17 protein-coding genes and 1 tRNA gene are annotated in these 22,030 nt (G+C 35.0%); 8 read left to right on the top strand and 10 right to left on the bottom strand.

Going from position 1 to position 22,030, the window contains the following annotated elements:
* Positions 1-2 precede the first annotated feature (2 nt).
* Both rluB and cysB read left to right on the top strand, forming a co-directional pair.
* Positions 3-965 (top strand): 23S rRNA pseudouridine(2605) synthase RluB, encoded by a 963-nt coding sequence (rluB, locus tag K7G93_RS03895; RefSeq protein ID WP_228400497.1) that lies wholly within the window; start codon positions 3-5, stop codon positions 963-965.
* Positions 966-1,003: 38 nt separating this feature from the next.
* A complete protein-coding gene (cysB, locus tag K7G93_RS03890) occupies positions 1,004-1,975 on the top strand; it encodes an HTH-type transcriptional regulator CysB (RefSeq protein WP_049214383.1) in 972 nt (323 codons plus the stop codon).
* Between the two features lie 108 nt (positions 1,976-2,083).
* On the opposite strand, the gene K7G93_RS03885 is transcribed toward cysB, so the two are convergent.
* A complete protein-coding gene (locus tag K7G93_RS03885; RefSeq protein WP_228400496.1) occupies positions 2,084-7,807 on the bottom strand; it encodes an alpha-2-macroglobulin in 5,724 nt (1,907 codons plus the stop codon).
* A gap of 181 nt (positions 7,808-7,988) precedes the next feature.
* Here K7G93_RS03885 and dapD point away from each other — a divergent pair, with 181 nt between their 5' ends.
* Together dapD and K7G93_RS03875 are read left to right on the top strand one after the other, a co-directional pair.
* Positions 7,989-8,813 (top strand): 2,3,4,5-tetrahydropyridine-2,6-dicarboxylate N-succinyltransferase, encoded by an 825-nt coding sequence (dapD, locus tag K7G93_RS03880; RefSeq protein WP_049214385.1) that lies wholly within the window; start codon positions 7,989-7,991, stop codon positions 8,811-8,813.
* A 156-nt stretch (positions 8,814-8,969) separates the two neighbouring features.
* Positions 8,970-10,052, top strand: coding sequence for a DUF7821 domain-containing protein (locus K7G93_RS03875; protein ID WP_228400495.1), 1,083 nt, complete (start codon positions 8,970-8,972; stop codon positions 10,050-10,052).
* Positions 10,053-10,088: 36 nt separating this feature from the next.
* Here K7G93_RS03875 and tehB read toward each other — a convergent pair whose 3' ends face one another.
* Positions 10,089-10,949 (bottom strand): SAM-dependent methyltransferase TehB, encoded by an 861-nt coding sequence (tehB, locus tag K7G93_RS03870; RefSeq protein ID WP_228400494.1) that lies wholly within the window; start codon positions 10,947-10,949, stop codon positions 10,089-10,091.
* A gap of 358 nt (positions 10,950-11,307) precedes the next feature.
* Here tehB and cspE point away from each other — a divergent pair, with 358 nt between their 5' ends.
* Positions 11,308-11,517 (top strand): transcription antiterminator/RNA stability regulator CspE, encoded by a 210-nt coding sequence (cspE, locus tag K7G93_RS03865; RefSeq protein WP_049214388.1) that lies wholly within the window; start codon positions 11,308-11,310, stop codon positions 11,515-11,517.
* A gap of 66 nt (positions 11,518-11,583) precedes the next feature.
* Here cspE and K7G93_RS03860 read toward each other — a convergent pair whose 3' ends face one another.
* Both K7G93_RS03860 and K7G93_RS03855 read right to left on the bottom strand, forming a co-directional pair.
* Complete coding sequence (locus K7G93_RS03860; RefSeq protein ID WP_226690570.1) at positions 11,584-12,276, bottom strand: DUF7424 family protein; 693 nt, start codon at positions 12,274-12,276, stop codon at positions 11,584-11,586.
* Positions 12,277-12,679: 403 nt separating this feature from the next.
* Positions 12,680-12,756, bottom strand: a tRNA-Val gene (locus K7G93_RS03855).
* 245 nt (positions 12,757-13,001) lie between these two features.
* On the opposite strand from K7G93_RS03855, the gene pyk reads away from it, so the two are divergent.
* Positions 13,002-14,441 carry a pyruvate kinase gene (gene pyk / locus K7G93_RS03850; RefSeq protein WP_082303062.1) on the top strand — a complete coding sequence of 480 codons (1,440 nt, stop codon included), beginning with the start codon at positions 13,002-13,004 and terminating at the stop codon, positions 14,439-14,441.
* Positions 14,442-14,495: 54 nt separating this feature from the next.
* Here the strand turns inward: pyk and K7G93_RS03845 are convergent, their stop codons facing one another.
* Entirely contained in the window at positions 14,496-15,548 is a 1,053-nt protein-coding gene (locus tag K7G93_RS03845; RefSeq protein ID WP_226690571.1) for a Gfo/Idh/MocA family oxidoreductase, read from the bottom strand.
* The gene (locus tag K7G93_RS03840; protein ID WP_049214392.1) at positions 15,548-16,942 is read right to left on the bottom strand and encodes an MATE family efflux transporter; all 1,395 of its coding nucleotides are present in this window, start codon (positions 16,940-16,942) and stop codon (positions 15,548-15,550) included. The genes K7G93_RS03845 and K7G93_RS03840 overlap by 1 nt, the downstream gene beginning before the upstream one ends.
* Before the next feature lie 54 nt (positions 16,943-16,996).
* Here K7G93_RS03840 and K7G93_RS03835 point away from each other — a divergent pair, with 54 nt between their 5' ends.
* Positions 16,997-17,611: a riboflavin synthase subunit alpha gene (locus tag K7G93_RS03835; protein ID WP_226690572.1), complete on the top strand. Its 615-nt coding sequence runs from the start codon at positions 16,997-16,999 to the stop codon at positions 17,609-17,611.
* Positions 17,612-17,703: 92 nt separating this feature from the next.
* On the opposite strand, the gene dolP is transcribed toward K7G93_RS03835, so the two are convergent.
* The 4 genes from dolP to K7G93_RS03815 all read right to left on the bottom strand — a co-directional run bounded on the left by dolP (position 17,704) and on the right by K7G93_RS03815 (position 21,026).
* Complete coding sequence (gene dolP / locus K7G93_RS03830; RefSeq protein WP_049214394.1) at positions 17,704-18,288, bottom strand: division/outer membrane stress-associated lipid-binding lipoprotein; 585 nt, start codon at positions 18,286-18,288, stop codon at positions 17,704-17,706.
* Between the two features lie 64 nt (positions 18,289-18,352).
* Positions 18,353-18,940, bottom strand: a complete 588-nt coding sequence (locus tag K7G93_RS03825) for a D-sedoheptulose-7-phosphate isomerase (protein ID WP_226690573.1) — start codon at positions 18,938-18,940, stop codon at positions 18,353-18,355.
* Between the two features lie 2 nt (positions 18,941-18,942).
* Positions 18,943-19,305 (bottom strand): YraN family protein, encoded by a 363-nt coding sequence (locus K7G93_RS03820; protein ID WP_049214396.1) that lies wholly within the window; start codon positions 19,303-19,305, stop codon positions 18,943-18,945.
* 2 nt (positions 19,306-19,307) lie between these two features.
* Complete coding sequence (locus K7G93_RS03815; RefSeq protein ID WP_226690574.1) at positions 19,308-21,026, bottom strand: penicillin-binding protein activator; 1,719 nt, start codon at positions 21,024-21,026, stop codon at positions 19,308-19,310.
* Positions 21,027-21,102: 76 nt separating this feature from the next.
* Here K7G93_RS03815 and rsmI point away from each other — a divergent pair, with 76 nt between their 5' ends.
* Entirely contained in the window at positions 21,103-21,948 is an 846-nt protein-coding gene (rsmI, locus tag K7G93_RS03810) for a 16S rRNA (cytidine(1402)-2'-O)-methyltransferase (RefSeq protein ID WP_049214398.1), read from the top strand.
* The last annotated feature ends 82 nt before the right edge of the window (positions 21,949-22,030 follow it).

Below are 22,030 nucleotides of genomic sequence, written 5' to 3'. Positions count from 1 at the left end.
ACATGAAGTCTACTAAAACACATTCTCATCAAAATCGACCGCACTTTGAAAAGGAAAAAAGAGCGCCGAAAAATCCATCGAACTTAAAAGCCATTTCTAAAACCAATGTTGAAGGTGAGAAGTTACAGAAAGTATTAGCTCGAGCTGGGCAGGGATCACGTCGTGAAATTGAAACCATGATTGCTGAAAAAAGAGTCAGTGTTGATGGAAAAATAGCTACATTAGGTGATCGCATTAATGTGCATTCTGGTGTAAAAGTACGTATTGATGGACATATTGTAAATTTGACACAAGCACAAAAAGAAGTATGCCGTGTCTTGATGTATTACAAACCAGAAGGTGAACTTTGTACACGTCATGATCCAGAAGGACGTGCCACAGTATTTGATCGCCTACCTCGTTTAACGGGAGCACGTTGGATTGCGGTAGGTCGTTTGGATATAAATACATCAGGTTTATTACTTTTTACAACGGATGGAGAACTAGCCAATCGTTTAATGCATCCAAGCCGCGAAGTAGAAAGAGAATATTCCGTACGTGTATTTGGGCAAGTCGATGATGCTATGCTACATCGTTTAAAAAAAGGTGTGCAATTAGAAGATGGTCCAGCTAACTTTAAAGAAATTAAATTTGCTGGGGGAGTAGGTATTAATCAATGGTTTGATGTTACTCTGATGGAAGGACGTAATCGCGAAGTTCGACGTTTATGGGAATCTCAAGGGGTACAAGTCAGCCGTTTAATTCGCACTCGCTATGGTAATATTTCATTAATGAAATCATTACCACGAGGCGGTTGGGAAGAAATGGATTTAACCAATGTAAATTATCTAAGGGAATTAGTTGGGTTACCACCAGAGGTGGAAACGAAACTTGACGTCACAAAACCTCGTCGTCGTGCGAAAACAGGACAAATTCGTAAGGCTGTCAAGCGTTATACAGAGTTAAGTAAGCGTTATAAAAAATAATTTTTCTTCTGAACAAGTGCAGTGAGGGGAATGAATGTATGAAAATACAACAACTACGTTATATTGTTGAAATTGTTAACCAAAACTTGAATGTGACGGAAGCTGCTAATGCACTTTTTACTTCGCAACCTGGTATTAGTAAACAAGTCCGTTTATTAGAAGATGAACTTGGTTTAGAAATTTTTGAACGTAATGGGAAGCATATTAAATCATTGACACCTGCTGGGCAAAAGATTGTCGCTATTGCACGTGAATTACTGGTTAAAACACAAAGTATTAAAGCCGTTGCGAATGAATATACTCAGCCTAATCATGGTGTTTTACGTATTGCGACAACCAATACACAAGCACGATATTTTTTGCCCCCTGTCGTTGAGCGTTTTTCTAAAAAATATCCTGATGTGAGTTTACATATTCATCAGGGGTCACCTAATCAAATTTATGATGCGTTGTTATCTGGTGAAGTCGATATAGCGATTACAACAGAAGCTCAATATTTGTTTGATGATGTGGTTTTATTGCCTTGCTATATGTGGAACCGTTCGATAGTCGTAAAGCGTGACCATCCACTTGCACAATGTAAGCATTTAACGATTGAAGAATTAGGTAAATATCCATTAGTTACTTATACTTTCGGTTTTACGGGCGTATCTGACTTAGATTATGCCTTCAATAGAGCAGGTATCCTACCGAACATTGTGTTTACTGCAACAGATGCTGATGTGATAAAAACTTATGTTCGTTTAGGACTAGGAGTTGGAATTATGGCATCAATGGCACATACTGAAGCAGATACGGATTTATTGGCATTAAATGCAGATCATTTATTTGCACCAAGCGCAGTACAAATTGCATTTAAACACAGTACTTTTTTACGTACTTATATGTATGATTTCATGCAATATTTCTCACCACATTTGACTCGTGATGTTGTAGAGAAAGCGGAGCGTTTACGTGATAAAGATGCTGTGAAAAAATTGTTTGAAGGTGTTGAATTGGAATTACGTTAAGCACATTTTTTTAGAAAAGTGCAAAGCCAAAAGCATTATTTATACATCTTAAGAAGAGAAATAAAAATGCCCATAGTGCTGTTCCTATAGGCATTTTAGTTTTTTATGTTATTTGGTGACTTTAATTTGTCCTTCATTTGCAGAGTAAGCTTTGATTGTACGATCGTACATACTTTCCGCATAAACAGGAGGAATTTGGAATGTGCCAATATTCACTGCTTTAAGTTGGTATTTCAAAGTCTTCATTTCACCTTCCACATTACCGTAGCTTAAAATACGATCTTCGCGTACTTCGGAATGTTGTGGATACCACGCATCTACAGAAGCTTCTTCTACGTCCGATTGCCAAATCACTTCAAAGCCAGCAGGATAAAGGTCTGTAATAATCACATCAGTTAAATAATCAGCAATCGATCTGACTTTGATAGTGGCATAAATGGTCTCTCCAATTTGGACCGATTTTACTTCATTACCCTCTTTATTAGTATAAGTACGATAAATTTCTAAGCCATTACTAAGTGCTTTGTTATCAGCTTTTTGTGGGTAGCCCGATTGACTTAGTGCAAACCATGCTGTTTGTGTACTGCTATTGACAAAATCTAAGTTCATCTGTGTTTCTGTTAAATCAGCATAACGGAAAAGTGAGTTACTTTGGCTGATATCTTGTCCATTTTGCTGAATATGTAATGCAGATAATTCCGCTTGATTCTGTTGGGCATAAGCATCTAATGCTAATAATACCATTGCTGAAGAGAGCGTATTATAACGTTGCTGATTCAGATCTTGTGCTATGCGAGTTAAAACTTTCTCGGATACTTTTGCAAGCTCTTTCGGGAAATGGCGTGCAATCACATATAACATTGAGCTGTCTTGAATCAGAGGATCGCTATAATGGCGGTATAACCATTGTACGTCACGCTCACTATTTAATTTTGCTATAACATTTTCAAGCAGTTTATGGGCTTCCTCATCTTGTTTGAGTAATTGGTAGGCAGCGGATAACCAAGCAGATAGGGTATCACTTTGCCAATCTTTAGCATTGAAATGTTGTTCGAGCATAGTTCGAATAGATAATAGGGCATTTGATGGAACTTGCCCTAAACGGGTTAATAAATAAGCTGAATAAGCGCGTTGGCGTAAATCAATTAGACTATCACCTTCTTGTGGAATGCTCTGATATTCTAATGCACTAATCGTATTATTAAATAAACCATTTTGACCGAACCAAGCTTGTGGTAATGGAATATGATGCTCTTGGGCTTCAATTAAGAAGTGAGCAACATAAGCCGTTAGGAAGATTTCACCTTGCTCGATGTCATTCCATACACCATAGCTACCATCTGCTCGTTGACGATTTGGTAAAAGCCTCAAGACTTTTTGTAATGATTGCTGGATAGTTTGTTCGTTGATTTGCGTTTTACCTAGATTATTCACTGCTAAGTTATGCAATAACGGTTGATAAGCCTTATTTTGTGAGAATAATAACGTTGGTATTGCGGAACTGATAATTTGTTCTGTGCAATAATTATCATATTGACTTAAATAAGTCGAAATACCTTGTGCTAACACTAATGGTGTTGGTGAAAAGAGCGCAGATTGTGTACGATACTGCGGAAATAGTGTGAGTGGTAATGCTGTATTTACAGTTTTTCCTGCATCAACTTTATCAATCTGTGTAACAAATTGCTTTGGCATGATAGGTCTGACAGAAAGCGTGACATGACGCATTACATCCAGAGGTTGTTGCTGTGCATTTAAGTAAGTTGCATTAAAGCGAATTTGACTTGAACCTAATTGCTCAGTTGCTTTAATCATAAAATCGACCGCACTTTCTGACATCGGGGTAACTTCAACAATTTTTTCAACTTCACCAATAAGATGTATCTGTGGTTCAACATCAACTTTGATTTTAACTTGTTGAGTGCGGTTAGTGTTATTCGCAATATTAACACTGATTTCAGCTTGATCATTTGGTGTTAATGTTAATGGAACAGTAGGTGAAAGAATGAGATCATTACGTACTGTTGTGGCTGTTTCTACATGACCAATTTGATTGCCTTCATGGTTTACCGCGATTGCCATGACTTTTAAATTACCATTAAATTCTTCTGGTATTTGGTATGTGACAGTTGTTTCACCATTCACATCAACAACTCCAGACCAATAGGCAACAGGTTTATCTGCTTTACGTTTAAATGGGTTAGTGTTAGCCATCGCCATTTTCATCGCAAGTTCCATGCCTATTTCTGCATCTCCCCCTGTCTTAGCAAACTGCATTACTTTACTGAACTCAGGTAAGATTAAATCCAGAATCTGTGATGTTTGGACTTGTAAAGCTTGTTTCGGGAAGAAATAGTTTAACGGATCAGTAAATTTATAATTTGCGACCTGTAAAATCCCCTCATTGACAGCATAGATAAGTGCTTTACTTGGTTTATTACTGGTTAATTTAAATTCAATAACCTCACCTGACTTCACTTGTTTTGGACTGGTTAATTCAAGTTTCAAACGGCGATTATCTACATTGACAGTAAATGGTGCGATACCATAACTCAGAGGACTAGTGAAGATATCAGATGAATTGATATCACGCGAGAACTGTACATTGATATAACCATTACCTTCAAAATTAGCAGGTAACTTAATTCGTTGTACAGAACTATTTGTTGTAGCTTTGAACCATTTATGAGCATAAACACGATCACGCTCAATCGTAATTAAGCCGCTACCAGCATAAGGTGCTTGAATCGCAATTTCAATTTCGTCGTTAGGCTGGAATTGTTTTTTATTCAGGCGTAATTTTAACTCAGTGTTTTTGTCCATAGCGACCGTCAGATTTTGATTACCGATCACTGTATAATGAATACGATTGACTTCTTGTTCATATTCATTGGTTAATACAAGGACAAAATCGCCACTTTTTTTAGTATTGAGCACAAAATCTAAACCAGCTGAAGTTAGTTGAATATCATGCTGTTCAATTTCATTTTCCACTAATTTCGATTCATACTTATAGGCGCCAGAAGGCTGTTGTGTCAGTACAGAAAGATACTGGCGTTCAAATAACGTCGCTTTTAATCCTTCAACGGCTATTTTTTCTAAGGCTGGGTTCACCGCAATAAAGTGAATTTGTTGTGGGGTGTTGCGTTTTAAGTAGCTTAAATCTACATTGCTTTGATAACCAATTAACCAAGGTTGTGCTGAAACCATGACTGATTTAACCGTTGAAACAGCGCGTCCACTGTTACTTTCAAAGCCATCTGCAGTGAAATATAACATTTGTGCTGTATTTTCAGCATATTGGCTTAAATCAATTGGGAAAGTAGCTTGACCATATTTATCTGTCGTCTGCTCATTTAAGCTTGTTTCGTACAAAATAGCTGATTTGTTACGCTGATTATCAAAGAATTGGTAATTTTCATATTGACTGAATTTTGGTAAGACAGGATGTAGCGTCAACTCTGCACTGACGCGACGATTTTGTGCTGGTGTGCCAAAAAGGTTAGTCAGTTTTACTGTTGCGATTAGATCGCGAGGGTTAATCCAGCCTTCTGCAGCGGATTGATTAAAAGTTGTTTTAATTTTTAGCGTATCGGGTTGGAATTCCTGTACTTGGAATGTCATTGAGCCGATTTCTTTTTGTTTGTTGTGTTCACCAATTAGTAATTGTGCAAACCATTCTCCTGTTTCTGCAACTTCTGGTAATGTAAAATTAACTGAATTAAGACCGCTCTTATCTAAGCGAACAGTTTGTTTCAACATTGTTCTACCGCTTGGCGAAATGATTTGAAATTTCAATGGCACATTCGTCAAGGCGGTTCGCCAGTCTTGTGATTTAGTAATAATACCTGTATGAACCGTTTCATTTGGGCGATAAATCCCACGATCATTAAATAAGTAGGCTTTTAAACCTGCCATATCTTGTTCAGTATAAACGCCACCTACATCAAAGCGAGAATAATCAAGGCTTCTATCGTATTTATCAATAGGTAAGAATGACATTTGATCTTCTGTTGAAACAAGATACATCACTGGAGCGAGCTCTTGTTTAAAATGATCGAGTGATGCAAAGTGAATTACACCCTGTTCATCAGAAAAACCTGTTTTAATAATTGAACCATTACGGCTAATCACTGAAACAGATGCGCCTTCTACTGCTTCTCCAGTACTAATTGATTGCACAAAAACCATTTGTGAACCATCGTTTGCTTTTTTCGCAATAATTCCTAAATCGGTCAGTACAATTAAGCGGTAGTCAGAAAATTGGTTGTTCGCATCATTTCGCCAGTCGTAGTTTTGTGAAGTATCACGTAGTGAAGAGGAAATGTTTTTATCATCACCGCTGACTTTTAACCAATATATTCCTGCAGATAGCGTATTGGTTTTAAATAAATGTGCTAAATCAATGCCAATATAATTTGTTTTTTGTGGATACTGATTATTGACGGTATAAGTTTTCGTCATAAAGTCCGCAATATGATCAATTTTTAATTGACCTAAATTGGGACTTTGAAAATCACCTTGATTTAATGAGACAAGATGGCGTAATTGCTCTTCTTGGATACGACCAACTTGTAATTTTATTTCGTTAAAATTGCGAGAGCTGATTGTTAGTTTTTGTTCGCCTACTGAAGAAAGAATAGACCCATTGCCAATAAACCCTACGTGTTTTGGATATTCTGGCGCACAAATAAGTTCACCTAATGGTTTTTTAAATTGATATCCCCCTAGAGCAGAGAAATGATGGTTAATTTGTAGATAGAGACAACGTTTTTCTGGAATATCAAGCTGGAAATTTTGAGTATGAGTATAAGCTGTTTCAGTTGGCAATAGCTTTAATGTAACTTTTTCTGCTTGATTTAAAAGCGCTTGATTAATTTGGTTGTAATTCCAATGGGAATTATTGTTAGGTGCTTTTTCTGGTAACAAGAATGCCGCAATATTTTTAGCAATATCACTGCCTTTAACCAATTTCGTAAAAGTTAAATTTAAGATTTGTTCGGCTTCATTTTTCTCATTTTGTGCAATGATAATACCACTCGAATAATCAAGACTAAATTTAGTTGGCACTTCTACATTTGCAACCAAACTCTCTTCTAATGGATTGCCGCCTAAAAGTGCGGTCAGATTTTGGTTAATTTTAGTTTCAATATATTGATTATTACTTTGTGCTAAGCTCACACTATCAGAATGAATCCAAGCAACAAGATCATTTTCCCCGTAACGTACTTTAAATTTTAATGGTGAAATGACATGGCGAGTATCGTCATTATTTTGGCGGACTAAATTAATTTGAATCGCTTTTTCAAATTTTTCTTTATCAACAGGGTGGGAAAAAGAAACTCCTACAATAGCATAGCGAATATGTGCTTGATTTGGATCTTGGTAAAAATATTGTTCAGTGATGTCGGCACTAAAACTTGGTGTTGTGACAGTGAAAGGTTTTTTTAAAGCTTTTACATAAGTGTGTTGTGGGTTTAAGATTTTTTCATCTATTTTAATTTTATATTCCTGACCAGCAGGCCAATCATTTTCTGGTTTAAATGAAAGCATTGTATCAGTATTCCAAAACCATTTTCCTTTTATTGCAGGCTCAATGCTAATGCCTTCTTGGACTTCTTTATTAACTGAGGTGATGGGAGCTGCGGGACCATTAAATGTAATCACTAATGGATAAACTTCTTTGGGATTTTCATAATAGTTAGTAGATTCAATTGGATTGAGAGTAAAGCTGATTGCGTTTTTATCATCTTCTTTATTCTCCCAACAGCTTGTTAGCATGAAAACCATTGTTAATAACCCGAATAGGGAAAAGAAATTTCGTTTATTCATAAAGCGATCCTCTGCGATAGATTTATGATCTTATTCTACCTGAAATCCATTTCTGTGAGCAATCTTTCATCATTTTTTATCATGTGAGATGCCAGATGCTCTTACAAATTAACAGATGAGTTTTAGCGTGAAATATGGTAAAACTATTAGCCTTAAGTTTTAATCCATTGAGGAACATAACATGTCATTACAACATATCATTGAAGCTGCCTTTGAAAAACGCGCTGAAATTACACCTAAAACAGTTGATCAACAAACTCGAGCAGCAGTCGAAGAGGCTATTGAGGGCTTAGATAGTGGAAAATATCGCGTTGCAGAAAAAATTGATGGAGAATGGGTCACTCACCAATGGCTAAAAAAAGCCGTTTTATTATCATTTCGCATTAATGACAATGAATTAGTTGCAGGCGGAGAAACTAATTATTACGACAAAGTGCCAATGAAATTTGCTGATTATGATGAAGCACGTTTTCAACAAGAGGGTTTCCGTGTTGTGCCGCCAGCAGCAGTACGTAAAGGGGCTTATATTGCAAAAAATACTGTCTTGATGCCATCTTATGTCAATATTGGGGCACGAGTTGATGAAGGCACAATGGTAGATACTTGGGCAACTGTAGGATCTTGCGCACAAATTGGTAAAAATGTCCATTTATCTGGCGGTGTTGGTATTGGTGGTGTGTTAGAGCCGTTACAAGCAAATCCAACGATTATTGAAGACAATTGTTTTATCGGTGCACGTTCTGAAATTGTAGAAGGTGTGATCGTTGAAGAAGGCTCAGTGATTTCTATGGGAGTATTTATCGGTCAATCTACTAAGATTTATGATCGTGAAACAGGTGAAATTACTTATGGTCGTGTGCCAGCAGGTTCTGTGGTAGTTTCTGGTAGCCTCCCATCTAAATGTGGCAAATACAGCTTATATTGTGCAGTCATCGTGAAAAAAGTAGATGAAAAAACAAGAGGTAAAGTTGGTATTAATGAATTACTACGTACAATTGATGAGTAGTGAGTCTATATTACTAGCTTAAAACTTAATTAAAACTGACCGCAGTTTACTTAAGAAGAGTAAAGTGCGGTTAGTTTTTTGTTAGCTTATTTGCGATTGGTATGCTAATTCATTGTACGACATTGAACAGTATGATTCTTTATATGAGGGTAGATTATGTATGATCATATCTTAAATGCATTAATTAACATTGAAGTATATTTAGATAATGAGAGCTACAGTGTTGAAATACCTAATAACTTATTTAAAACAGACATTTTGCTTGATTACTATTATTATCCAACGCATTTTGTTGATGTCGATGATGATGAAAAAGAAATGATTGCACTCACCTTAGCAGATGCAGGTTATACAGATCATTATGATGCTTTAGCGGAATTGTTATGGAAAGCAAATATAGAGCCTGTTCCGAAAACAGAATTAATTGATGGCAATAATTATTGTTTTATTATGATCAGTTTTGGTACAGCACCGATTCAAGCATATTTGAAAGCAAAAAAAGCAAGATATGAACAAGTGACTTTCTTTTGTACACCTTATACTGATCGGCAAGGATATCAGCGCTTTAAAATTTTAGTTGTGCCAAATAAATTTGGTAGCATTTTTGAAGAGATGAAGCATGCTCGTAGCTTAGAAATAGACAGTGAAGAAAAATTAGATAAAACATATTGGTCATTATTAGAGCAGGCAATTGGACAGATATGTCAATCGCTTTCTATTGAAGCAGCAGGTTTCACCTTACCAGAAATGCCACTTAAACAAAAAAACTTGGAAGCCTATTCATTGTATTTAGAACAGTTTTGTCAATTGACAGGGATTCAAAATATAGAAGGATTTAAAGCGCGTTGGAGCGACATTCAACAGCAACAAAAACAGTTAATTCAGCAAGTGAAAGATGAAGGTTTTTATGGAACCGTCAAGCCTCATTTTTTAAATTATCGCTTTCTATTATGTGAATATTTAACTTCAACATATGAAGACCATTGGCAAATGGATTATGAGGAATTAGTTAATTATCTTGCTAAATACCAAGATAAACCTTTTGAATTTACTGAAGAAGAGAACTTACAGCTTGATGAACTTGCTAGAAAATTTGAAACAGGATCAAATTATAGTTTATTAGATATTGAAACCTGTTTAGAAAGTTACTGCTTTTTACCCTGCCTAAAAACGGACGTAGAAACAGTACTGAGTCTAGCAGAAATTTTAGATTTCCCAATCCGAAAATTAGGAGCTTAAAGGAAATAAAACGCCCTAGTAACAGGGCGTTGTTGCTTATTTTTTCTTTGCTAGCATAGTCACAAATTTCATTTTAATTCGATTACCATTTTCATCAGTTTTATGTAATTCACCCATTTCTTCACTATATTTAATCAACTCCCAATCTTGATAATATTGTTTTAATTCTCCTGCTTTAAATGTAAAAGAAAAAGGGATTGGGCAAGGCACATCATCGGTAGACATTGCTGCAACAATTAAATTATAACCACCAATATTAGTATGGCTTTGCATATTTTCAATAATCTGTGGAATTCGGTCACGATTTAAGAACATAAAGACTACAGTAGAAAGAATAAAGTCATAGTTTTCTTGAATATTTGCTGAATTAATATCATAAAGTGCGGTCTGAATTGGCAAATTTTCTTTTTCAGCTGTGTCAGTTAAGAATTTAATACTATTTTCATTATGATCCCAAGACGTGACATTGTAACCTAATAGACTCAAAAAGAGGGAATTACGACCTTGACCACAGCCTAAATCTAACACTTTACAAGGTGATAATATATTTACTGCATTTTTCACTTCAGAATGTGTTGCTGTCATGTTGTATTTTTTGTGGAAATAATCTTCTTTCTTACAATGAAATTCCAGATAGCATTCTAAATCGTCAGAAATAGGTTCAACTTTATGCCAGACTTGTGGCTCAACTAACGGAATGTCGCTTTTAGAGGTAAAAATATGTTCACTTACGACTTTTCCGTCTTCTGTTAATTCGTAGAATTTGAGTTGTCCTGTTAAAACAGTAAGTTTTCCCCAAGTTCCCACTTTAGTATTATGTTTCTCTTGAAACATTTTTGGCAATGAAGTTGCAGTCCAAACAGGCATTTTTTTGTAACAAATTAGCTCATTTTTCATTATGTACCCTTATGTATTTTTAATAGTTGACTCTAATGGTAGGATAATAAAAAAGCGAGAACAATGCAATGTTAACAAAGTAAAATGAAGATTTATCAGTAGAATAAATTATAATGATGGAACTTATTTAAAAATAATGTGAAATATTATTTGCTTTAATCAAAGTAACGTGTTCTAATGCATTCCGCTAGACCCGTCTTTATATAAGTTAGTTAGTACAGTTCTTCCTCATTTACAAGCGTTAAATTTGTTACTTGAAAAGCACTCTTACTCATCTTTATTTAAGTAACAGTTATTAGCACCACGCTTGTTTCAAGCATTAAATATATTAATTTTAATTCATTAAGAGGAAGACAACATGTCTAAATTCAATGGCACAGTAAAATGGTTCAATTCTGATAAAGGTTTTGGTTTCATTACTCCAGCAGACGGTAGTAAAGATTTATTCGTACATTTTTCAGGTATTATTGGTTCTAATTATAGAACTTTAAATGAAGGTGATCGTGTAGAGTATAGTGTACAAGATTCACAACGTGGTCCTTCAGCGATTGATGTACAAGTTATTTAATTAAAATTTGTTCAAAGCATAAAAATCCCCTAACAAAAATTAGGGGATTTTTTATATCTGTCTATTTTATTTTGACGTGTTATCAAGCTCATCTAGTATTTTATTTAGATCAAATGCGGTGCTTAATACGATTACTTCACCACCGTCTTCATATATCCATAAACTATCCGCAGAGGCATTAGAAAGCCTAATCTTAATTTCAGTATTGGGCTCAAGAGTTAAATAATCAATTGCGATAGGTTCATCGTCTATATAAGCAGAATATACATTAAATGAGTGGCTCTCTTTTGTATCATTTTTTAGTGTAATTAAAATATTAAAATCTAAGTTAGTGATAAATTCACTTTCAATAAAATCATTAATATTTTTAGTCAGTTGAGGACTCGTTCTGACATTTAATTGGCGATTTTTATAGCTGTAAATACTAACATCATTCTTAAATTTAGATTGACTATCAAACCTACCTATATCGATAGGAATTTCAAAACTAGCGAAAGAATCAAATTGTTTAGAAAAACATTCTTTATATTTTGCATTTGTGAACACCGTAGGAATTTTTTGTTGAGTCTTAAGTAAGTCTTCTGAAGGTTTTCTCGAATCGTCATGATTATGACAAGACGCTATTTGTACATTTAATATGGCAGTTTGAGTGTTGATAGGTTCATTTAACAATGATTTCAATGACACGTCTTTTTCAATCTCTGTTTTGCAAGCCGTTAAAGCAAGTAATAGACTACTTAATAAAAAGAGCTTTTTCATATGTATTCTCCTAAGAGTTGTCATCAATGCAGGTGATTTCAATTGTATTTCAAATAAACAAAAAAGGATATGTCAGTAAACTAAAATTTGTTATAGCATTGAATATGGCGATAAAAATTAAGTACATTGTAAAATAGTCGTCAGGATGGGCAATGTTTTTATAACTAAAAGCAAAAATAATCATGAGCAAGATCTTAAACAGCAAGGTTTTTGGTGATTTTAGCTATACGTATTTTTTGAAATATTTCGTCGTTATGGTTAAGCGTATAACTAAATTGACTGGCTGTAAAAGTATGGGAAAGTAAAAAATAAGAGGAAGAAAGATAAAATTTAATAAAATCAACTTGTTAGTTTATTAAAACACAATAAAAAATCCCTCGTCGTAAGACAAGGGATTAGAAGATGGTGCGACTAGCTGGACTCGAACCAGTGACCCCCACCATGTCAAGGTGGTGCTCTAACCAACTGAGCTATAGTCGCAGTTTGAAAGCTCGGTCATCATATAGATTTTTAAATCATAAAACAAGAATTTTTTCTATTTGTTTTGTTAAGTGATAAAAAAATAATCATATTTCTTCTAGTTTAAAAGGGGAATTTCCAATTTGTGATCTCGATCTAATTTTATTTTCAGCGTATAATGTTACACAGTTTTTTCTTGCAATCTTGATTTATGTAAAGAAAGCTAGGAACAATATTTTATAATTTATTTATTTACGGAGTAGGTAATGTCTAGAAGACTAAGAAGAACGAAGATCGTATGTACGATGGGCCCTTCAACAGAGCGTGGTAATAATCTTGAAAAAATTATCATGGCAGGGGCTAATGTTGTTCGAATGAACTTTTCTCATGGTACGCCAGAAGATCATATCGGTCGTGCTGAAAAAGTTCGTGAAATTGCAAAAAAACTAGGTAAAACTGTTGCGATTTTAGGTGACTTACAAGGACCAAAAATTCGTGTTTCTACATTTAAAGATGGAAAAATTTTCTTAAATATTGGTGATAAATTTGTTCTTGATGCAGACTTACCAAAAGGTGAGGGTACACAAGAAGGTGTTGGTTTAGATTATAAAACATTACCTCAAGATGTTGTTCCTGGTGATATTTTATTATTAGATGATGGTCGTGTGCAGTTAAAAGTGCTATCGACAGAGGGAAGTAAAGTATTTACTGAAGTGACTGTGGGTGGTCCTCTATCAAACAACAAGGGGATCAATAAATTAGGTGGTGGTTTATCAGCAGATGCTTTAACAGAAAAAGATAAGAATGATATTTTACTTGCTGCTAAAATTGGTGTCGATTATTTAGCGGTTTCTTTCCCTCGTTCTAGTGCTGACTTAAATTATGCACGTGAATTAGCCCTAGCGGCTGGATTAAATGCAAAAATTGTTGCTAAAGTTGAACGTGCAGAAACTGTGGCTACAACAGAAGCAATGGACGATATTATTTTAGCTTCTGATGTGATTATGGTTGCTCGCGGTGACTTAGGTGTGGAAATCGGTGATCCTGAATTAGTAGGTGTACAGAAAAAATTAATTCGCCGTGCACGTCAGTTAAACCGTGTTGTCATTACTGCAACACAAATGATGGAATCAATGATCAGTAATCCTATGCCAACTCGAGCAGAAGTAATGGACGTAGCGAATGCTGTATTAGATGGTACCGATGCAGTAATGCTTTCTGCCGAAACAGCGGCTGGTCAATATCCTTCAGAAACAGTAGCCACAATGGCAAAAGTTTGCTTAGGTGCAGAAAAAATGCCTAGTATCAATGTTTCTCGCCATCGTATGGAAATTCAATTTGAATCAATTGAAGAGTCTGTAGCAATGTCCGCGATGTATGCAGCTAATCATATGAAAGGTGTTGCAGCAATTATTGCGATGACACATACTGGTCGTACAGCACTTTTAATGTCACGTATTAGCTCTGGTTTACCAATCTTTGCATTATCACGCAATCAAGATGCTTTAAATCTATGTGCATTATATCGTGGTGTGACACCAATTTACTTTGATGATGTAAGTCGTAATTCTAAAGGTGCAGCGGCAGCAATTCGATTATTAAAAGAGAAAGGCTTCTTAGTTGCAGGGGATTTAGTTTTACTAACACAAGGTGACGAGTTATTGGCAAGTGGTACAAATACTTGTCGTACGCTTGTAGTTGAATAAAACGACTAAATTATAAAAAACGGTAGGTATGATAACCTACCGTTTTTTTTTGCATTAATTTAAATTAATTATAATTTTTTGTCCTTTTTGAGCGCTTTCGTAAGCTTTTTCAATCAGGAATAAGACTTGGTATGCCTGTTTTGCTGTCACTATCAGTGATGAGAGATTCGTTGTTAATGTGGTATAAATATTATCGTAATAGGCTTGATAATTGCCACGCTCTCCTTCAATATTTTTACGTATAACAGAACTATTTATTTCAGTATGTAAAATTCCCCAGTCTTGTTCTAATTCTTGATTCCAATTACCTTCAGGTTTGATACCCGCTATTAAAAGTGTTTCTTGATTATCCAATTTAGGCTTTATATATGATCCCAATTTACCTTGTAAAATGATATGTGGTGCTTGTTCTCTGGCAAATTTAGTTGAAGACATGATGACTTTTTTATTAGTGTAATAGAATGTAATTCTAAAGCTATCATCACTACCACTTTCAGCGTTTTGTTTTGTGATATCGGCATAAAGTGCGGTTGGTATTCCAAACAAATCAACGACATGATCAATAAGATGAACACCAAGATCATATACTAGCCCTGTACCTAACTCTCCTGTTTCTTTCCATACCTTTTTATTTTTATGTGGGCTAAAACGCTCATATCGGATTTCATACTCAACAATATCACCCAATAAATGATTTTCAATGAGCTTTTTTACTGTTAATGCACCGCTATCCCAACGACGATTTTGATAAACAGATAGCATAACCTTTTTTTCATGTGCTAAGTTATCTAGTATTTTGGCTTCTTGAGCTGTAATTGCTAGCGGTTTCTCAACAACCACGTGTTTACCTGATAGAATGGCTTTTTGAGCTAATTCGTAATGTGTTTGGTTGGGGGTTGTAATAATAATGAGATCAATCTCAGGTGTTAATAGTAATTCAAAATCATGTACAACTTCTACATAAGGGTAATATGTTTTTGAATGCATTGTAGTACGTTCAAAGACTTTTTTTATCTGAAAACGAGGATCCAGATCTAAAAAGGGGGAATGAAATGTTTTGGCAGACATACCAAAGCCAGCAATACCAACATTGATTATCTTTTCCATTATTTTAATCTCTCTAAATTAGCGAATAACATACTGTCAGGCTGATTGTGAATTTTATACATTCTAATCATTAGTAAAAATGCAGCAATAGTTAAGCTGACAACAAATCCAATCCAAAAACCCTCTGCGCCTAATGGTGTCACTAAAATATCTGTTCGAGCTAATGTGTAGCCAATAGGCATACCAACCACCCAGTAACAAAACAGTGTGATATATAAAATTGCTTTAGTATCCTTATAACCACGTAATGCGCCACCAGCAACAACCTGTACTGTATCTGAGAACTGATAGAGTGCTGCAAGGAGTAATAATGTACCAGCCATTGCAATAACTTCGGTATCTTTGACAAAAATTTGGGCAATTTCTACACGAAAAATGACGGTGATAGTTGCCGTAACTACTGCGATCAGTAAACCGACGATTAATGCTGAGTAGCATACTTTCTTCGCTTTATCTGTCGAGCCTTCACCTAATCGTTGACCAACAAGAATTGTTGCTGCCATACCTAGTGACATCGGTAGCATAAATAAGAATGAGCTGGTATTCAGTGCAATTTGATGGCTTGCAACAATATCTGTACCTAATGGAGAGAGTAATAAAGCTGTTAAGGCAAATAATGCGACTTCACAAAATAGTGCAACCGCAATAGGAAAACCTAAATTGAGGAGTTTTTTTAATGTCGTGAAATTAGGTTTTTCAAGAATCTTTTCAAAAACTTTTAAATCGCGTTGATTACGTGCATTTTTACAATAGAGAATCATCAAAACACACATAAACCAATTTACAATAGCTGTGGCAATACCACATCCTACCGCACCAAATGCAGGTACACCAAACTTACCGTAAATAAAAATATAATTGAGAGGAATATTTAACCCTAAACCAAGAAAAGTAATAACCATAGCAGGTTTAGTCTTAGCAATACCATCGTTTAAGCAGCGAAAATTTATCATCAGCAAGTAAGCAGGTAGTCCCCAGATCATGGCGTGTAAATAACCAAGCGTGATACTTTTGAGATGTGCTTCGACTTGCATGTAATCAAAAACGAAATTACTGTAATAAATAAGCAAGCCTAAAGGTAAACAGCTAAATAAAATAATCCAAATACCTTGGCGAACTTGATGGGCGATTTGATCGCGTTTACCTGACCCATTGAGATAAGAAATTGTAGGCGGTAGAGCAAGTAGTAGTCCATGTCCAAATAGAACTAAAGGAAACCAAATAGAGGCGCCGACAGAAATCGCTGCCATATCAGCAGAACTGACTCGTCCAGACATGATTGTATCTACTAATCCCATTGAGTTTTGTGCAATTTGTGCCATAAGAATAGGTAAGGCAATGACAATCAGTTTTTTTGCTTCAGTTTGATAGGCATTAAAATCTATAAATTTCATAAAAAGTCCGAGTTTGTTATAATAAGCAGATATTTTGTTTAAAGAGAGATGACTATGTTTACAGGTATTGTACAAGGAACTGCAAAAATTGTTTCTATTCAAGACAAGGCTAATTTTAGAACACAGACTATAAAAATGCCACAAGAAATGCTTAATGGTCTAGAAATAGGTGCTTCAGTTGCTAATAATGGTGTTTGTTTGACCGTAACGGAAATTAACGATGACTTAGTGAGTTTTGATTTAATGCGTGAAACACTACGTATTACAAATCTAGGTGAATTTACAGTGGGCGATTCTGTAAATATTGAACGAGCGATGCAAATGGGAACGGAAATAGGTGGACATATTTTGTCTGGTCATGTGTATTGTACTGCTGAAGTAAAAGACATCATTATTTCAGAAAATAATTGCCAAATTTGGTTTGAATTACCAAATGCAGATATTATGAAATATATTCTGACGAAGGGTTTTATTGCAATTGATGGTATAAGCTTAACTATTGGTGAAGTAAAACTACAGCAATTTTGCGTTAACTTGATTCCAGAAACTTTAACACGCACTTTAATTGGACAGCGTAGAGTGGGAGATAACGTGAATATTGAGATCGATCCACAAACTCAAGCTATCGTTGATACAGTAGAACGTTATTTAAGTGCTAAAAATATCTAATTTAGAACTTGATTAAATTAAAGGGATAAAGTGCGGTCAAAAATTTCAATCTATTGACCGCACTTTAGAATTCATTGGTCAATAACTATAAATTAATTTAAATAGTTAAATACTTTGACGACTTTCTTCACACCTGAAACATTACGAGAAACATCAGCAGCTGCTTCAGCTTGTGCTTGAGTGACATTTCCCATTAAAAATACTTCGCCATTTTCAGTGATTACTTTAATATCAGTTGATTTAACACGTGAGTCGACAAGCATTTTGGATTTAATTTCTGTTGTCATAATACCATCTTTAGCAATTTGTCCAAATGTGATTTGTGGTTGAATACGAATTTGGTTATAGACCTCAGTTACATTTTCAACTCCTTTTGCTAGGCTAGTTGCAACTTCGGCTAGATTGCTATTTGGTGCCTGACCAATTAATAAAATGCGCCCACTATAGGAAACAATATTAATACGAGCTTCAGATTTTACTTGCTCATCTTTATAAATGGCGATACGAACTTTTTCTTCTAAAGTTTCATCATCAACTTGAGTACCAACCGTTCTTGGATCAGTTGCTACTTTAGTTGCAACTGCTGCAGTACCAGCAATTGTTGCTGCAACACAACCCTGTAGCAAGATAGCGGAAGCTAAAATTACAGAGAGTTTTTTGAATGTATTCATTTGCATAATAGTTCTCCTGATATTATGTATAGTTGAATTTAGTGTTCTTGAAATTAGTGTTATTGTCAAGTTATGAATGAGAAAATAGAGTATGATCAATAAGCTCACAGATGAGATTAACAATGAAACAGTGATTTTCAATTATCCGGCTTTCTTTTACAGCGGGAACAGAAATTTCAAGATCATTTTCAGTTAAAAATCCTTGAATATGATCATTACCTGAGCCTGTGAGTACAATAACAATAATACCTTTATTCACAGCACAATTAATTACGTTAGTAATAAGATCTTCATTATGAGGTAGCGGGGAAAAAGCAACTAGAATATCACCTGCCTGAGCTATAGCATTAAATTGGCGCTGAAAGGCTGTATCTGTATTGTTGTCCAGCATCATGGATGCATTAACCGCATTATCAAGGCTTAACAAGATAGAAGGAAAACTGGGACGAGTTAAGTCATATCGATTGAGTAAATTAGCAACTAGCAATTGTGCATTAATGTAAGAACGACCATTACCACAAGCAATAATTTTATTACCTCTTAACAAACAATCAACAATACTTTGAGCTGCTTGGGTAATATTATTAGGTAATAAACTCGAGGCAGAGATATGAGTTTGAATACTTTCAGTGTATAAATCTTTAAGTTTTTCTAACATAGTTATTCATCAAGAAAATTCATTATCCATTCGATATCTTGTGTTGTTTTACCGAAGGCAATAAGGTCAAAACGGCAATCAGTATCTTCCAAACTACGCTCTTGTTGAGCAAGCCATAAGTTAGCGGCATTTAGCCATTTTTGTTGTTTATACCAATCAACACTTTCAATTGCAGAGCCAAATCGGTTATTTCTACGCTGGCGAACCTCAATGAAAACGATAGTTTCTTGATCTAACATGATTAAATCAAGTTCACCACATTTAAACGATTGATTCGCAGCAATAAATTGTAGACCTTTGGACTCTAAAAAAAGGCGAGCTTGGTATTCAAATCTCGCCCCTTGTTGACGACTTAATGAGAACATTTTTAGTTCAATGAGATGATTCCACCACTTTGGTATTGGAACCAAGTCATCTCTCGTTCAATATTACAGTTTGCACCCGCACTCAGTTTACCTGTTAAACCATCGATATTATAGCCTGGTACTTGACGTAATTCATTAAAGTGATTAATTAGCAACCATGCATCAGCACCCATTGCGTAGAGACGCATAAGTGAAAAGTCACCTTTAGTAAGTTTTTCAATTTTTTTGTATTGTGCAGATGTGACATCTTTAAAGAATGGAATATCACTAAATTGTAATCCCTCCATCAATAATCGATATTCAGGGCCGTTATTGGCAGAGTTACTACGTGAGCTAGCATATAATTTAACTTGTCCATTGCTGTTATCAATAGTTGTCTTAATTTCTGCTAATTGTTCACTCATCGCTACGATATAGATTCCTTGTACACTTTGACTGGCGCTTTCTAAACTATAAGTAATATCTGCTGCTTGAGTATAAAATTTAATATTGGCATCAGTTGCGGCAAGTTGTTGCCAGCGAATATTAAATGCAGATGCAGTACGACGACCAAGATCATTTTGCGGTACAAAAACTAGTGGGGTACGGATACCATCGCTCCACATTTTATTTGCGGCAGACTCAGCCTCATCCTCAGGTGATAATCCGTAATAACATAATTGTCCGATAGTGCGTTCATTTGAGGTTGAGTTTAATGTTAACACATCTAATCCTTGTACTAAGCTAGGATTATTTAAAATGGTATCTACATTTTGTTTTAGCAACGGACCGACTACAGTTCTAATTCCTGATTGTTTTACTTGATCAAGAATTTGATCGATAGGTGTGGCCATAGTATCAAATATTTGTACTTGTGCACCTGAATTATCTTTAGATGCATCAAATCCTGCTTTTATTGTATTACCAATGAGTTGAGCGTTACCACTTAATGGCAATAATAATGCTACTTGTGAAAAAGTTGTTTGTTGGAAGTTAAATAAACTTTGTAATTCAGTTGGAAATAAGTAAGCCGCAGAGTGAGTTGGGTAGGCAACTTTCCATTGTTGAATAGCTGAACTTAATTGTACTGGACTACTTAGGTTAGCATTATAAGCGCGTACTAGAGCTAGCCATCCGCCTAGTGCTGCATTACCATTTGCCATAGCATTATTGATCACCCCTCGATTAGCATTGCGTAATAAAGTCCAAGTGCGGTCAATATTAGCTTGTTTGCGAGGTACATCCGATAAGTATTGATCTATTTGAATTCGTGCTTTAACAGCCTCTATCACATCATAACGGTTTTCTGCAATTCGTGCGGCAATTTCATAATAACGAGCCATTTGTGAATTGCTTAATTTGGCTAGATTGATTAATTTCAGTTGATTTTCAGCGACAGTATTTTGTTGTTTAACCGCTGAAATGTGGGCATCAATGATAGATTTATCAAGTAATTGTTCATCTGTTAACTGTTTTAATTCTGCTAATAATGCTTGTGCTTGTGGTAATTTATTTTCTGTAATTAATACACGAGCAGCTAATAGTTTATAAGTTTGTTGTTCTTCAATATTTTGTGCCTGATACATTTTATTCATATAAAATTCAGAGCTTGCATTTGCATCGCTTCTTAAAGCACTCTTTGAGCCACTATCAAATAACGTAGTACAGCTAGCAAGAAAAAGAGTAAAGAAAAAAGGCATTAATCGATTTTTTAAATTAATGTGTTGTAATAGAATAGTCATGATTACTCCGTTTGTTAACAACAATAGAAAGATCTTACTTATCTCACTCATTAAAAGCAAATAAAAGAAGTCTCAAATGAATAATTTAACAGGAATTTTATATATTGTCGCCACACCGATTGGTAATTTACAAGATATTACACAACGTGCATTAGAGGTTTTTTCTAACGTAGATTTAATTGTCGCGGAAGATACTAGACATAGTGGTTTGTTATTGAGTCATTATGGGATTAAAAAACCTTTTTTTGCGTTACATGATCATAATGAACAACAAAAAGCCCATCTTTTAGTAGAAAAATTACAGCAGGGATATCATATTGCGTTGATTTCTGATGCTGGCACACCTTTGATCAGTGATCCTGGTTTTCATTTAGTACGACAATGTCGTCAAGCTGGAATCAAAATAGTCCCTTTACCAGGTGCTTGTGCAGCTATTACTGCACTTTGTGCATCAGGAATTCCTTCAGATAGGTTTTGTTTTGAAGGCTTTTTACCAGCTAAAACAAAAGCAAGATGTGATAAATTAAAAAATTTAGCCGAAGAAGACCGCACTTTAATTTTTTATGAGTCTACACACCGTATTTTAGATACGTTAGTTGATATAGAGGAAGTTTTTGGTAAAGAGCGTTATGTTGTGTTAGCACGTGAAATAACAAAAACATGGGAAACGATTGTCGGTGATAATGTTGCGAATTTACGCCAATGGTTACAAGAGGACCCAAATAGAATCAAAGGTGAAATAGTCTTAATTATTGAAGGCAAACCAAAATCTGAAAAAGAGGAAATCGATCCCCAAGCGATCAAAGCATTAAAATTAATCAGTCAAGAATTACCTTTGAAGAAAGCTGCTGCTATTGTAGCTGAGTTATATCATTATAAAAAAAACTTTTTATATCAATATGGGTTAAGGCATTTAAGCTAGCTTTTATGACAAAAATATTTCACTTGATATCTGTGAGGAATAAATTTATTTAATTAAATTAAATAAATCAGGTTTTGCTATA

The sequence above is a fragment of the Pasteurella canis genome (assembly GCF_020810675.1).
Lineage (GTDB): Bacteria > Pseudomonadota > Gammaproteobacteria > Enterobacterales > Pasteurellaceae > Pasteurella > Pasteurella canis.
Note: the sequence above shows the minus strand (reverse complement) of the source record. Positions and strands in the feature narration are given on the sequence as shown.

Excerpts from the sequence above, each read along its gene's own strand:
- rluB (WP_228400497.1), top strand. The coding sequence starts at position 3 with ATGAAGTCTACTAAAACACATTCTCATCAAAATCGACCGCACTTTGAA.
- cysB (WP_049214383.1), top strand. The coding sequence starts at position 1,004 with ATGAAAATACAACAACTACGTTATATTGTTGAAATTGTTAACCAAAAC.
- K7G93_RS03885 (WP_228400496.1), bottom strand. The coding sequence starts at position 7,807 with ATGAATAAACGAAATTTCTTTTCCCTATTCGGGTTATTAACAATGGTT.
- dapD (WP_049214385.1), top strand. The coding sequence starts at position 7,989 with ATGTCATTACAACATATCATTGAAGCTGCCTTTGAAAAACGCGCTGAA.
- K7G93_RS03875 (WP_228400495.1), top strand. The coding sequence starts at position 8,970 with ATGTATGATCATATCTTAAATGCATTAATTAACATTGAAGTATATTTA.
- tehB (WP_228400494.1), bottom strand. The coding sequence starts at position 10,949 with ATGAAAAATGAGCTAATTTGTTACAAAAAAATGCCTGTTTGGACTGCA.
- cspE (WP_049214388.1), top strand. The coding sequence starts at position 11,308 with ATGTCTAAATTCAATGGCACAGTAAAATGGTTCAATTCTGATAAAGGT.
- K7G93_RS03860 (WP_226690570.1), bottom strand. The coding sequence starts at position 12,276 with ATGAAAAAGCTCTTTTTATTAAGTAGTCTATTACTTGCTTTAACGGCT.
- pyk (WP_082303062.1), top strand. The coding sequence starts at position 13,002 with ATGTCTAGAAGACTAAGAAGAACGAAGATCGTATGTACGATGGGCCCT.
- K7G93_RS03845 (WP_226690571.1), bottom strand. The coding sequence starts at position 15,548 with ATGGAAAAGATAATCAATGTTGGTATTGCTGGCTTTGGTATGTCTGCC.
- K7G93_RS03840 (WP_049214392.1), bottom strand. The coding sequence starts at position 16,942 with ATGAAATTTATAGATTTTAATGCCTATCAAACTGAAGCAAAAAAACTG.
- K7G93_RS03835 (WP_226690572.1), top strand. The coding sequence starts at position 16,997 with ATGTTTACAGGTATTGTACAAGGAACTGCAAAAATTGTTTCTATTCAA.
- dolP (WP_049214394.1), bottom strand. The coding sequence starts at position 18,288 with ATGCAAATGAATACATTCAAAAAACTCTCTGTAATTTTAGCTTCCGCT.
- K7G93_RS03825 (WP_226690573.1), bottom strand. The coding sequence starts at position 18,940 with ATGTTAGAAAAACTTAAAGATTTATACACTGAAAGTATTCAAACTCAT.
- K7G93_RS03820 (WP_049214396.1), bottom strand. The coding sequence starts at position 19,305 with ATGTTCTCATTAAGTCGTCAACAAGGGGCGAGATTTGAATACCAAGCT.
- K7G93_RS03815 (WP_226690574.1), bottom strand. The coding sequence starts at position 21,026 with ATGACTATTCTATTACAACACATTAATTTAAAAAATCGATTAATGCCT.
- rsmI (WP_049214398.1), top strand. The coding sequence starts at position 21,103 with ATGAATAATTTAACAGGAATTTTATATATTGTCGCCACACCGATTGGT.